This window comes from Prosthecochloris sp. (assembly GCA_015482705.2).
Lineage (GTDB): Bacteria > Bacteroidota > Chlorobiia > Chlorobiales > Chlorobiaceae > Prosthecochloris.
This window is the reverse complement of the sequence record JADMLA020000038.1, coordinates 92057-104650: the sequence shown is the minus strand read 5'-3', so window position 1 is coordinate 104650 and position 12594 is coordinate 92057. Positions and strand designations below refer to the sequence as shown.

Annotated in this window: 16 protein-coding genes; 11 read left to right on the top strand and 5 right to left on the bottom strand. The window is 47.9% G+C overall.

The genetic code is table 11. From position 1 onward, the window contains the following. Window positions 1-400 (top strand): energy transducer TonB (locus QZ209_RS09345; protein WP_294347241.1); only part of this gene is annotated, 400 nt, incomplete at its 5' end. 10 nt (window positions 401-410) lie between these two features. On the opposite strand, the gene QZ209_RS09340 is transcribed toward QZ209_RS09345, so the two are convergent. From QZ209_RS09340 to QZ209_RS09330, 3 genes are all read right to left on the bottom strand, one after another. Next, the gene (locus tag QZ209_RS09340) at window positions 411-596 is read right to left on the bottom strand and encodes a hypothetical protein (protein WP_294347239.1); all 186 of its coding nucleotides are present in this window, start codon (window positions 594-596) and stop codon (window positions 411-413) included. A gap of 25 nt (window positions 597-621) precedes the next feature. Further along, complete coding sequence (locus tag QZ209_RS09335; protein ID WP_294347237.1) at window positions 622-1815, bottom strand: aspartate aminotransferase family protein; 1194 nt, start codon at window positions 1813-1815, stop codon at window positions 622-624. Window positions 1816-2117: 302 nt separating this feature from the next. Continuing rightward, complete coding sequence (locus QZ209_RS09330) at window positions 2118-3404, bottom strand: NAD(P)/FAD-dependent oxidoreductase (protein WP_294347236.1); 1287 nt, start codon at window positions 3402-3404, stop codon at window positions 2118-2120. 379 nt (window positions 3405-3783) lie between these two features. Here QZ209_RS09330 and QZ209_RS09325 point away from each other — a divergent pair, with 379 nt between their 5' ends. The 8 genes from QZ209_RS09325 to QZ209_RS09290 all read left to right on the top strand — a co-directional run bounded on the left by QZ209_RS09325 (window position 3784) and on the right by QZ209_RS09290 (window position 8764). After that, a complete protein-coding gene (locus tag QZ209_RS09325; protein WP_294347234.1) occupies window positions 3784-4194 on the top strand; it encodes an Rrf2 family transcriptional regulator in 411 nt (136 codons plus the stop codon). A 117-nt stretch (window positions 4195-4311) separates the two neighbouring features. Beyond that, window positions 4312-5262 carry a cysteine synthase A gene (cysK, locus tag QZ209_RS09320; protein ID WP_294347232.1) on the top strand — a complete coding sequence of 317 codons (951 nt, stop codon included), beginning with the start codon at window positions 4312-4314 and terminating at the stop codon, window positions 5260-5262. 8 nt (window positions 5263-5270) lie between these two features. Then, window positions 5271-5486: a sulfur carrier protein ThiS gene (gene thiS, locus QZ209_RS09315; RefSeq protein WP_294347230.1), complete on the top strand. Its 216-nt coding sequence runs from the start codon at window positions 5271-5273 to the stop codon at window positions 5484-5486. Beyond that, complete coding sequence (locus QZ209_RS09310) at window positions 5483-6715, top strand: PLP-dependent transferase (protein ID WP_294347227.1); 1233 nt, start codon at window positions 5483-5485, stop codon at window positions 6713-6715. Before thiS ends, QZ209_RS09310 begins: the two co-directional genes overlap by 4 nt. Beyond that, on the top strand, window positions 6712-7518 hold the full coding sequence (locus QZ209_RS09305) for a HesA/MoeB/ThiF family protein (protein ID WP_294347225.1): 807 nt from the start codon (window positions 6712-6714) through the stop codon (window positions 7516-7518). Before QZ209_RS09310 ends, QZ209_RS09305 begins: the two co-directional genes overlap by 4 nt. 31 nt (window positions 7519-7549) lie before the next feature. Then, window positions 7550-8002: a M67 family metallopeptidase gene (locus QZ209_RS09300; RefSeq protein WP_294347222.1), complete on the top strand. Its 453-nt coding sequence runs from the start codon at window positions 7550-7552 to the stop codon at window positions 8000-8002. Then, on the top strand, window positions 7978-8454 hold the full coding sequence (locus tag QZ209_RS09295; RefSeq protein ID WP_294347220.1) for a DsrE/DsrF/DrsH-like family protein: 477 nt from the start codon (window positions 7978-7980) through the stop codon (window positions 8452-8454). Before QZ209_RS09300 ends, QZ209_RS09295 begins: the two co-directional genes overlap by 25 nt. Before the next feature lie 91 nt (window positions 8455-8545). Further along, a complete protein-coding gene (locus tag QZ209_RS09290; RefSeq protein WP_294347219.1) occupies window positions 8546-8764 on the top strand; it encodes a sulfurtransferase TusA family protein in 219 nt (72 codons plus the stop codon). A gap of 30 nt (window positions 8765-8794) precedes the next feature. Here the strand turns inward: QZ209_RS09290 and QZ209_RS09285 are convergent, their stop codons facing one another. Together QZ209_RS09285 and purE are read right to left on the bottom strand one after the other, a co-directional pair. After that, window positions 8795-9286: a cupin domain-containing protein gene (locus tag QZ209_RS09285; protein ID WP_294347217.1), complete on the bottom strand. Its 492-nt coding sequence runs from the start codon at window positions 9284-9286 to the stop codon at window positions 8795-8797. Then, window positions 9273-9797, bottom strand: coding sequence for a 5-(carboxyamino)imidazole ribonucleotide mutase (purE, locus tag QZ209_RS09280; RefSeq protein ID WP_294347215.1), 525 nt, complete (start codon window positions 9795-9797; stop codon window positions 9273-9275). The genes QZ209_RS09285 and purE overlap by 14 nt, the downstream gene beginning before the upstream one ends. A 119-nt stretch (window positions 9798-9916) precedes the next feature. On the opposite strand from purE, the gene hemN reads away from it, so the two are divergent. Together hemN and QZ209_RS09270 are read left to right on the top strand one after the other, a co-directional pair. Further along, window positions 9917-11338, top strand: a complete 1422-nt coding sequence (hemN, locus tag QZ209_RS09275) for an oxygen-independent coproporphyrinogen III oxidase (protein WP_294347214.1) — start codon at window positions 9917-9919, stop codon at window positions 11336-11338. Between the two features lie 566 nt (window positions 11339-11904). Next, window positions 11905-12582 carry a uridine kinase gene (locus QZ209_RS09270; RefSeq protein ID WP_294347212.1) on the top strand — a complete coding sequence of 226 codons (678 nt, stop codon included), beginning with the start codon at window positions 11905-11907 and terminating at the stop codon, window positions 12580-12582. The last annotated feature ends 12 nt before the right edge of the window (window positions 12583-12594 follow it).

Sequence of the window (12594 nt, the reverse complement as noted above, 5' to 3'; positions counted from 1 at the left end):
AGTCAAGAAAGAAGAAGCGCCGCCGGAACAGACGCTCGCGACGCAGAAGGAGATCAGGAAGGCCATTCATCAGCCGCAGGGGGTCGAGGGCGGTATCGGCGATGCTCCTGTATTCGTGCCCTGCGAAGTCATGCCATCATTTCTCAGGAAGAAAGAGCCGAGATATCCCGAAATGGCCCGTCGTGCAGGTATCGAGGGGAAGGTGTTTGTCAGTGTCCTGGTTTCAGAGAAGGGGAAACCGATAAAGGCGAAGATTATGAAGCGGGTTCCTTCTGATCAGACGATCTTCGACGAAGCTGCGATTGAATGTGTTATGAAATCAACGTATTCGCCCGGTGTTCAGAACAGCTCTCCGATCGAGGTTTGGTTAGCTGTGCCGATACGCTTTACGTTGCGGTAATGGGAAAAAATCAGGTTCTTTTCCTGTAAAGCAGTGCGAAAAGTATCCAGGCATACGCTCCGACCAGTAGTACCGGGCTGACGTAGAGTGAAAAATAACCGTCTGCACTGTTTTCAAGATACATCATGATATAGCTGAATGCTATGACGGCAATTCCGATGCCGATGAAAAAGTAGTTGATCTTTTCCAGCGGCATCGGAATGTTTCTCTTATTGGGGCTCTTAGGTTTCTTCGCTGAAGATTTCATCGAGACAATCGATACACTGTTGTGCTTCTTCACGGCTTGTGGTCAGGGGGGGAAGGAGTCTGACTACATCGCCGCTTGTTGCGTTGACGAGGACCTTTCTTTTCAATGCTTCCTGAACGTAATACGAGGCTTCACGTGTAACGGTTATGCCGATCATCATGCCATATTGACGAATTTCCCGTATTTGAGAGTATTTTTCTGCGAGTGTTTCAAGCGCTTGTCCCATAAGCTTTCCGGTTGCGGAAGCATGTTCCATGAGATGATCATCATAAATAGCGTTGATTAGCGCCAACCCTGCTGCACATGCTACCGGATTACCGCCAAAAGTCGTGCCGTGGTTACCCGCTGCAAAAACGTCCTTGACTTTGCTGTTACCGATAACTGCAGACAGCGGCAAGCCACCGCCGAGAGGTTTTGCCAGACAGATCAGATCGGGTTCGATATCGAAGTGCATGTAACTGAAAAACTTACCGGTTCTGCCGCAACCGGCCTGGATTTCATCGGCGACAAGCAAAAAATTGTGTTGTTCCCGAAGCGTTTTCAGGGTGTCGATGAATTCGGGAGAAATTTTGTGAATGCCACCTTCACCTTGAATGAACTCGACAAACACGGCAGCTGTGCTATCGTTCACAGTGGCTTTCAGGTTATCGACATCATTGAATGAAACATTCGCCATTCCGGGGAGAAGAGGGTCGTAACCTTCAAGATATTTCGCCTTGGCCGTCAATGACATCGCTCCATAGGTTCTTCCGTGAAAACAGTTCGAAAGGGAGACGATTTCTTTTTTATCAGTGCTGCCCGACAAGTGAGCCCATTTTCTCGATAACTTTATAGCGGCTTCGATTGCCTCCGTACCACTGTTGGCAAAAAATACCTTTGAGAGCCCCGAGATTTCAAGAAGTTTTCCTGCAAGCTCGAATTGGGGCTCGAGCATAAAAAGGTTCGACGCGTGAATGACCTTTTGCGCCTGCTTTGTAATTGCGTCGATGACTCTTTTGTCGCCGTAACCAAGCGCATTGACCCCGATACCCGAGATCATGTCAAGGTAGCGTGATCCATCGGAGCCGTAAAGATACGTTCCCTCACCGTGAGTTATGGCAAGAGGCAGGCGTGAGTAGTTATGAAAAAACAGTTGTTTCTCCGTTTCTTTATTTATTTCGCAATCCATAACACCAGTTGATTTTTGACCTTTTCGACAAACTGTTCATTGTCCGAAAGGTTTCACGTTGTATTGTAAACTCAGTTTGAACGGCAGCCTGAAATGCCCTTCCACAGCTTCCATAGTCCGTAACTGCCTGCCAGGGAGGCGATCATGTACAGATCCTGGCTAGGTGTCACTTTGGGGGCTTCGAGGAGGAACGCTATATAAGAAGCCAATCCAAGAAATATAACCGACGAAAGCAATTGTGTCACATCTTTTGGCGTGCACTTGTTGAACATTCCTGTTTTTTCCCGTTTCGGTAGCATCTGTCAGCTCTCTTCTTCGACATTGATCTCGTTTCGGTCCGGATAAAACCGCCATTCCTTGTTGACGATAAGGCGCGCGCCATGGCCGAACGTAAAATAAGACCAACCCCACTGCAGCAATACGAAAACGCGATGCTTGAACGTTGTGAGATAGTAAATGTGTACCAAGAGCCAGGTAAACCAGGCAAAACTTCCGAAAAACTTGAAGTTTCCGATTTCCACGATTGCCTTGTTTCGGCCAATGGTAGCCATCTGTCCTTTATCGCGGTATTTGAACGGTTTTCTCGGCTTGCCTTTGCTATCAGCGAGGATGTTTTTACCCATAGCGTGTCCCTGTTGTGACGCCACTGGAGCCATTCCGGGAAGAGGGTAGTCCGTATGGTGAGCATAATGAGCCTGGTCACCCCCCACGAAAACATCTGGGTAGCCGGGTATGCTCAGATCTTCTTCAACTACGATTCGCCCTGAACGGTCGGTTTCCACTCCCATTTTTCCGCCGATTTCTATCGCTCTGACACCAGCAGCCCATAGCACTGTCGCTGCTTCTATGCGTTCGTTGCCGATCTGAACGCCGTTTGTATCGACATCGGTCACCATACTGTTCGTCCATACCTGTACCCCCAGCTGTTCGAGAGCTCTGGTTGCTTTGCTGGCGAGCTTCGGAGAAAAAGAACCGAGAATTCTCGGTGCCGCTTCGACAATAAATATTCTCGTGAGCTTCGGGTCGATGTGCTTGTAGTACTTGGAGAGTGTAAAACGGCTCATTTCCCCGATAGATCCGGCAAGCTCGACGCCGGTTGGCCCACCGCCGACAATGACGAACGTTAGAAGTTTCTTGCGTTCAACAGGATCCGCGGTTCTTTCCGCAGCCTCGTAGGCTTCCATGATCCTTCGCCGTATTTCGGTTGCCTGGGCGATGATTTTCAGGCCAGGTGCATGTTCCTCCCACTCGTCATGGCCGAAGTAATGGTGTTTTACACCGCATGCGAGGATCAGGTAGTCGTATGTCATTTCACCGAAATCGGTAAAGAGGATTTTTCTTTCCATATCGACATTTTCGACCGAACCTTTGAACACCGTGATGTTTTTATACTTCGAAAGCATGTTTCTCAGCGGTTCAGCAACATCACCAGCTCCGAGAGCTGACATGGCGACCTGGTAAAGGAGCGGCTGGAACAGGTGGTAGTTCTTTCTGTCGATAAGGGTTATCCTGATATCACGTTTGTTCCCAAGTTCTTTTGCTGCGTTGATACCGGCGAAGCCGCCACCAACGATCACGACATGCTTCATCGTTACTTTTCCTGCTGTTTCGTCTGAATTGATCGGTTTCAATGTTCTGTCCCAAACCGGTAGAATCTCCCCGAATAGCGTTATCCAGCACCATGGTTACTATCAGCTCTATTACAGGAGAGAGGGTCTGGCAAACTTTCGCTACTAATTATAGAGTAATTTTCCTAAATAAAAAATTTTCTGTCCGTTGCCGCTATTTTCTTTTCTGGCAAAGACCTGCTCGTGTGGCGGCTGGTTGATGGAGGTTTCTTATGAACGGTTATATGGAGTCTTTTACTCTTTCGGTTGTACAGTCAGACTTTTCTTTTAAGGATATTCTTGACTATTTCGCCTGATTTTTATTTATTAAATCTATAAAATAAAGTCAAGATAGTAGATTATGTTTTCGTTGAGTGCAAAAGCTCACTATGGATTGGCGGCAATGCTTGATCTGGCTGATAATTTCGGGAAGGAAAGGTTGCAGATTCGGCAGATTGTCGAACAGAGAGGGATTCCGAAAAATTATCTGGAACAGATTTTTAACCGGTTGGTGAAAAACGGTTTGGTGAAAAGTGTTCGTGGCAATAAAGGTGGATATGAGCTTTTTGACAGCCCGCGAAATCTTACGGTTTTCTCGATTCTCGAAGCTCTCGAGGGGCCAATTGGTATTGTTTCGCAATATGATGCCAAAGCGGTGAGGCAGGTGTTCGGCAACCTGGAGGACCGTATCAGGGAGCATTTTTCAATTTCTCTGGAGGAGCTCCTCGAGGAGGAAAAAAAATATGCGGAGAAACGGATTTACTATATCTGAAAGTGTCTCTATTCGTTTTCGGAAAACCTTGCTCTCGTGGTTACGATTTTTTTGTTCTGTATATCTCGATGCTGTCCCTTTTACACCCGAATCCGTCCTAATCACCTGTGAAGGTGTATGGGGCGGCAAATAAATCAACTGATCGGTAAGGTTGTGCACTACGCAAATGACATGACGGAGCTTGTTGGAAAGACGCCTCTTGTGGCGTTGAACCGGCTTTTTGGAAGCAGAAATATGGTTCTCGCAAAACTTGAACAGTACAACCCCTGTGGGTCGGTAAAGGATAGGGCTGCACTGGCCATGATCGATGACGCTGTTGCAAGCGGCAAGCTCGGTCCTGAAGGAACGATAATCGAGGCTACGAGCGGGAATACGGGAATTGCCCTTGCGTTCATTGCCGCTATCAGAACGTACAGGTTGATTGTGGTCATGCCTGATTCGATGAGCATTGAAAGACGAAAGATGTTGGCATTTTTCGGGGCAGATGTCGAGCTTACTCCTGCGCACCTTGGAATGGAGGGTGCAATCGCCAGGGCGGAAGAATTACATGATTCCCTGCATGACTCTTTTCTTGTTCGCCAGTTCGACAATCCTTCGAACGTTGACGTTCATCAAAAAACAACTGCGGTTGAAATTCTGCGGGATACCGACGAAAGCGTCGATGTGATCGTTGCCGGGGTGGGGACAGGGGGAACCATAACCGGGATTGCCCGTAATGTCAAGCAAAAACGGCCAACGGTCAAGGTTGTCGCTGTCGAGCCGGCAAACTGCGCTGCCTTGAGTGGTGAACCTCCAGGGCCGCATGCAATACAGGGAATTGGTGCTGGATTCGTTCCCTCCATCATGGATGAAGCGTTGTTAGATGACGTGGTTACTGTAACCGATGGTGAAGCGATGGAGTGGATGCGCCGGATTGCCCGTGAAGAAGGAATTCTCGCCGGTATTTCATCTGGAGCATCGGCTTGCGGTACGGCGAAGTACATAAAAAACAAGGGATTGGAAGACGCGGTGATTGTCACTTTGTTTCCCGATACAGGAGAACGGTATCTGAGTGTAGCTATAAAATAAGTGAAACTATGAAACTGACGATAAACGGTGAAAGAAAAGAACTGTCTTCGGATACGATAACGGTAACCGAGTTGCTCGCTCTTCAGGGTGTTGAAATGCCGGACATGGTATCCGTCCAGATCAATGGTGATTTTCTCGAGCGGAATGTTTTTGATGCCACGGTTGTCAGAGAAGGGGATGAGGTTGATTTTTTGTATTTCATGGGAGGAGGCTGTTCTGAATGAAAGGTTTCACCACGAAGGTTTTACACACAAGGTATCCTAAGAAGGATGTTCATGGAGCTTTGCGGCCTCCCCTGTATGATTCCGTTGCATTCGAGTTCGATAATGCCGACGAGATTCAGCAAGCTTTCGAAGGGAAGCTGCCTGCACATACTTATAGCAGGATATCCAATCCGACTGTAGAGGATTTCGAAACGAAAATGCGGGTGTTGACCGATTCACGAGGTGTCATTGCCGTATCATCAGGTATGGCAGCCATAACGAATGTCATTTTGGCTCTCTGTTCTACCGGGAGCAATATCGTTTCAAGCCGACACCTGTTCGGAAACACCATCTCGTTGTTCGAGAAGACGTTGAGGGATTGGGGGCTTGAAGTACGGTATGCCGATATGAGTGATCCCGGTTCCATCGAGAGCAAGATCGATGAAGATACCCGGGCGTTGTATCTCGAGTCGATAACCAACCCTCAGCTCGAAGTGGCCGATATGTCCGCTGTCTCGGGCTGTGCAGAGAAGTTCGGGGTTCCTCTTGTCCTCGACGGTACGTTGACAACCCCTTTTCTGTTCCGTTCCAGGGATTACGGGGTCGCGGTGGAGGTCGTTTCGACAACCAAGTATATATCTGGTGGAGCAACGGGAGTCGGTGGGGTTATTATCGACAACGGTTTGTTCGACTGGAGTCGATCGCCCAAAGTTTCATCTTTAAGCGGTCAGTACGGGCAGTTTGCTTTTCTCGCAAAACTTCGCAGGGAGGTTTTCAGAAACTGTGGTTCCTGCATGGCTCCGCATCATGCATGGCTGAACACTCTCGGTCTGGAGACCTTGGCTTTGCGCGTCCGGCACAGTTCAGAAAACGCAATGGCGATTGCACGGTTTCTTGCCGAACAGCCTGAAGTCAAAGCCGTCAACTATCCGGGGTTACCGGAATCGAAGTATCATGCAACTGCTTCTGCGCAGTTCAGCGGATTGTTTGGCGGGCTGGTTTCCTTTGAGCTCGAGGACAGGAAGCAGTGCTTTCGCTTTATCGACAGTCTCGCGATTATTAGAAAAGCAACGAACCTCAACGATAATAAAAGCCTGATCATACACCCTGCCTCTACGATATTCGGTGAATATGCCGCGGAGGAGCGTTTGGGTATGGGCATTGACGAAAACATGCTGAGGCTTTCGGTCGGCATAGAGGATCGGGAAGATTTGATAGATGATATACAACAGGGTTTGGAGAACATATGATTGACTTTACAGAGTCACAGCTGGAGCGATACAGCCGTCATATCCTGCTCGACAACGTCGGGGTCGAAGGGCAGCAGAAACTGTTGAACTCGAAAGTGATGATCATCGGTGCAGGAGGGCTTGGAGCTCCGGCTGCCATGTATTGCGCTGCAGCGGGTATCGGAAAAATAGGTATTGTCGATGCTGATGTCGTCGAGGTATCGAATCTTCAGCGGCAGATCATTCATTTTACAGCAGATATCGGTTCTCCCAAGGTGTTCTCCGCTAAAGAGAAGATGCAAGCGATAAACCCCGATGTCGAGGTTGAATCGATAAAGACATTCGTCAATGCATCGAACATCGAAGAAATCATAGACGGTTATGATTTCGTCATCGACGGGACCGACAGTTTTGCGACAAAATTTCTCATAAACGATGCATGTGTCATGAAAGGAATTCCTTTTTCTCACGGGGGTATTCTGAGGTTCAACGGCCAAACAATGACGGTGCTGCCGAAAGAGAGCGCCTGTTATCGGTGCGTTTTTCATAAGCCGCCGCCGAAAAACATGATTCCAACCTGTTCCGAGGCGGGGGTGTTGGGGGCTGTGGCAGGAATGCTCGGTACGATTCAGGCTGCAGAGGCATTGAAGTTCATCACTGGAGCTGGGGATATTCTGGCTGATGCCTTGCTGACCTTCGATGCACTGCCCATGAATTTCAGAAAGGTGAATGTGCAGCGAAACCCGAAATGTGCGGTTTGTTCGGAACATCCGTCCATTACCGAACTGCGGGATGAAGAGCAGCGGGAGTGTGACTTGAAGTAACCTTGAAGCTGGTGGAACAAGGAGGAAGGGCATGGTGATTTATAACTGTGTGTATGAGAAAATAGTCGAGCATGCCTGCAGGGATATGCCTCTGGAGGCGTGCGGATATCTGGGGGGAAGAGACGGGGCTGCAGTTGAAGTCTATCACCTGACCAACATGGATAAGTCGGGCGAGCATTTTTCTTTCGATCCCAAAGAGCAGTTTGATGCTGTTCTGGCAATGCGGAAAAAACAGCAACAGGCCATCGCGGTTTATCACAGTCATCCCGAAACGCCGGCAAGCCCTTCACAAGAGGACATCCGGCTTGCGTTCGATCCCGGAATGATTTATGTGATTGTTTCTCTAGCAGCGCTTCGCCCTGATGTCAGGGCATTCAGAATTGTGAAAAAAGAGGTGAGCGAAGAGCCTCTGGTCGTAATAGACAGACCGGATAACGAATTGGAAAACCGGGAGATGCGATGGAACGGCAAAAACTCTCTATAGTTTGCTTCAGCGGTGATTTTGACAAGGCGCTGGCGGCATTTACTCTGGCAACCGGTGCTGCTGCCGTGAACTGGGAGGTAAAAATGTTTTTTACTTTCTGGGGCCTCAACATCCTGAAGAAAAAAACGGGCCGAACATGGATCGGAAATGGTTTGCTGGCAAAGGTTTTTAATTTTCTCATGGGAGGGAAAAAGAACCTGCCGTTAAGCAGGTTGAATTTCGGCGGTGTAAGTCCGGTGCTGATGACCGGTATGATGAAAAAAAGCAATGTAGCGACCCTCGATGAACTCGTGGAGGCGGCGAAAGCACTGGGTATTGGTTTTGTTGCCTGTGAGATGGCGATGCATATTCTCGGGATCGATAAAAACGATCTCGATGAACATGTGAAGGGGGTTGCCGGAGTGGCCACGTTTCTCGATGCGTCAAAGGATGGACATATCATTTTTATCTGAGCCGGCGTTTACAGGATATTCGATTATTGCCGGTCTGTGATGAACAAGAACGGTTTTCAAAAAAAAGGTTTTAAAGGAGGCAGTTACTATCATGCAGCACACTCTCGATATCACGAAAGAGCGGTGTCCCATGACCATGGTTAAGGTCAAACTGAAACTCTCACAGATCGATGACGGTGAAGTCCTCGATGTCCTGCTTTCGGAGGGTGAGCCCCTGGAGAGTGTACCGAGAACGGCAGAAGAGCAGGGACATCGCGTCGAGGATATTCGCAAGGACGGAGAGCTCTACCACGTGGTGATCCGAAAATGATGGGGACCGACAAGAATACGTGTTGCCAGCTCAGGTAAGATCTTCAATCAACGCTGCATGCTGTGGAAACTTTCTTGTGAGCGAGTCCTTGTCGGCCAGGGTGAAATCACTGAAATCGAAGCCCGGAGAAACAACACAGCTTGTCAGCGTGTATGCTTCCGTGGATTCGGTTTCATGTCTTGCCCCGAACCATGTGTTTGCAGGAACAATGCCTTGAAAGGTTCCTGTTCCCGGGTCCAATGTTAATGTTGACATGAAGCCAACATCATGGAACAGATAGACTGTCAGTGGAGTTCCGGTGTGATAAAACCACAGTTCATCCGATTTGATCCTGTGCAGCTTCGAACGGTCTCTTTTTGTGAGCAGGTAAAAAATTGCCGTGGAATATGCCCGGTTTCCTGAAAAAACCGGGCTTTTGCGAAACTCGTAAGAGGTCTTGCTGCGATACGTTTCACGAAAGAAGCCCCCTTCCGGGTGATTGATAAGATCGAGTTTTTCAATCCAATAGTCAGCTGATTGCATTGAGTTTTTCCTGTACTTTCCTGTTTTTCATACGGGATGCTTCCGCAAGTTTGATCCGAAATCCTTCAAGAGAAGACATGATTGATGGGTCGGTAAGTGCAAGTATTTGCACTGCCATAAGAGCCCCGTTTCTTGCGTTGTCGATGCCTACTGTCGCAACCGGAATGCCTGCGGGCATCTGTACGATTGAATAAAGAGAATCCTGCCCGTTGAGCTTTTTGCTGAAAATCGGAACACCGATTACCGGGAGCACGGTAAGTGCAGCAGTAACGCCGGGAAGATGTGCTGCTCCGCCGGCACCGGCTATGATGACTTTGAGGCCGTTATCTTTCGCCTTCGTGGCATATCGTTCGAGCTCGCTTGGTGTGCGGTGCGCGGAAATAACGGAAACTTCATAGGGAATATTGAATTCGTCGAGGACGGATGCCGCCTCTTTCATGATGTCGAAGTCGGAATCGGAACCCATAAGGATGCCTACCAGGGGAGATGAACCGTTAGGTGAAGTTGTCATAACAAGTAATAGATTGCCACCGCTTTGTGGCGGTGTCCTTTTATTTATGATTTTGCTGAGTTTTGTGTATTTTCACGGGTACAAGAAAGGAAAAGTAACAATTGTAGAGGAAGATTACAATGGCAACAAATCTTGCAGATAAGTACCGCAATCCCGGCCCAAGGTATACAAGCTATCCTACCATTCCCTCATGGAGCACGGACGGAGTATCCCAGGAACAATGGAAGGAAGCCATGGTAAAAGGCTTCAATGACAGTAATGACACTACAGGTGTCAGTATGTATATCCATATTCCCTACTGTGAAAATTACTGTTATTTCTGCGGTTGCAACGCTTATCGTACGCAGGATCATTCTTTTGAGCAACCCTATCTCGAAGCATTGCTGAAAGAGTGGCAAATGTATCTCGATGTTTTCCCCGGAACATTGAACGTCAAGGAAATGCATATCGGTGGAGGCACACCGACATTTTTAAGTCCGGACAACCTCATCAGGCTGGTTAACGGGCTTTATGAACATGTTAACCGAATGGATGATTACATGTTCAGTTTTGAAACAAATCCGCGTTCGACAACGCGGGAGCACCTTGAAGCGCTTTACAGCGTTGGCTTTCGTCGGATGAGTTTCGGTATTCAGGATTTTGACCCAATAGTTCAGAAAGAAATTAACCGCCTACAGCCTTTCGAACTGGTTCGGGAAAAAGTGGATATCGCTCGCGAGATCGGATTTACCTCGGTAAACTTCGACCTTGTCTACGGCTTGCCGAAACAGACGTTGGCCACTGTGACCGATACGATTGCCAAGGTTATGGAGCTCAAACCCGATCGGCTTGCATTTTATGCGTATGGGCACAATCCACACATGTACGAAGGACAGCGAAAGTTCAAGGAAAAAGATCTGCCGGTCGGTGCAGTCAAGCAGGAGCTTTATGACAAAGGTTTGGAGATGCTCGAGTCTATTGGCTACCATGAAATAGGTATGGATCATTTTGCCATTGAAGGGGATGCTCTTTACGAGGCGGCAAAAAACGGTACTCTTCACAGGAACTTCATGGGGTATACGGAAAACACCACCCAGATGATGCTTGCCCTCGGTTCTTCTTCGATAAGTGATACCTGGTATGCTTTTGCCCAGAACGAGCGTTTTCATGAAGATTATATACGCGAAGTCAACGCCGGCCGTTTTCCTTTGCATCGCGGCCATTTGTTGACCGATGAGGATCTTGTCCTGCGTCGTCACATTCTTAATCTTATGTGCAAGCAGGAAACATCCTGGAAGGATCCGAAACTTTATTGCGATGAACTCGATGTCGCGAAGTTCCGTCTCGAAGATATGCAGAATGACGGTATGGTAGAACTGAATGACGATGGTGTTCGTGTAACGGAAGTCGGCATTCCGTTCCTCAGAAATATTTGCATGGCATTTGACGCCAGGCTTTGGCGGTCCGATAGCCTTTCAAAAGCTTACAATGTGTCCAGGGATATCCAGGCTGAATATATCGAGAAGGCGCGACAGGCCAAGGAAGCTCAGCAGGTGGATTGATCTTCTTGATTATTGTTTCATATTCCACGAAGAGGCTGCCTCAAAAGGGCAGCCTCTTTGTCTTTAACGCAGGTAATCGTGAAGTGCTTCCTTATGCTTGTCTATTCCCGTGAAACCCAAAACGAACCTGTCACCGATCTTACCCTGATGTTCATGGTTGTTCCTGTTTCACACGGGGCGGCATTACTTTGTGAAAGCGTTGATGTGCACAGAGGCGGCACAACCATTCTCTCGGTGTCATCCTCTGATTTGACTCGGGGAATCCATCATTGGCGAAAGCCTTTATAGATGCTGCAGATTACCCAGTGAAGTATGAACTTTTTGAGTGCGTGACATGACTTTTCTCAAGTGACTATGCTGGTTTCAACCATTGTCGATTGTCTTCTAAACTGTCTCTTTTTATTCGAGAAAAGGCGGCGTACACTGTCAAACTTTTTTTTCTTTGTTCATCGGGCTTAAAACATGTTTTTCTTCATTGAAATCATAGCTAAAAACTGTTACTTTTATCATAGAATCAATATTTCCAACAGTGCCTGCAAAACGAGGTGCACAGATGTTAAGGAAATATGTTAGGTGATGTTTTGCTGATCAACGATCAGCACAAATCCGCCGCCAAGATCATCATGGAGCGGGTGTTGGCTGATAGAAATGAGTTGGAACAAAGTAGTCCGGGTTACAAGTTTGTCGTTGCCATTTCAGGTGAGTCAGGAGCGGGGAAATCCGAACTTGCTCATTCACTTGCTCTCCTCCTGAAAGGTTGTGACATCCGAGTTAAAATTCTTCACACAGATAACTATTACCGTGTTCCTCCTCTCGAACGGAGGGAGCACCGGATAAGCAACGAATACAAATCCGTCGGTTTCGGTGAGTATGACTGGAAACTCCTGCATGACAATATCGACGATTTCAGGAATGACAAGCAGGTGTTCATACCCTGCATCGATATTATCACTGAAGAAGTTGACCAGCTTTTTACGGATTTCAGTAAAATACAGTTGCTGATCATAGACGGTTTATACGCGATCAGAACGGATGATATCGATCTCAGGGTTTTCATCGATCTAACCTATCACAAGACTAAAATCAACCAGATGTTACGTTGCAAGGAGCCTGCCGATGGTTACCGCTGGGAGGTCCTTGAGCGGGAGCATCATCATGTGCGTTCGTTGAAGTCCCTTGCTGATCTCCGTGTGGACAGTAACTTCGATGTTTTCGAGTCGTGTGTGGAAATTGAGGATGAATAACGATGTCTTCAA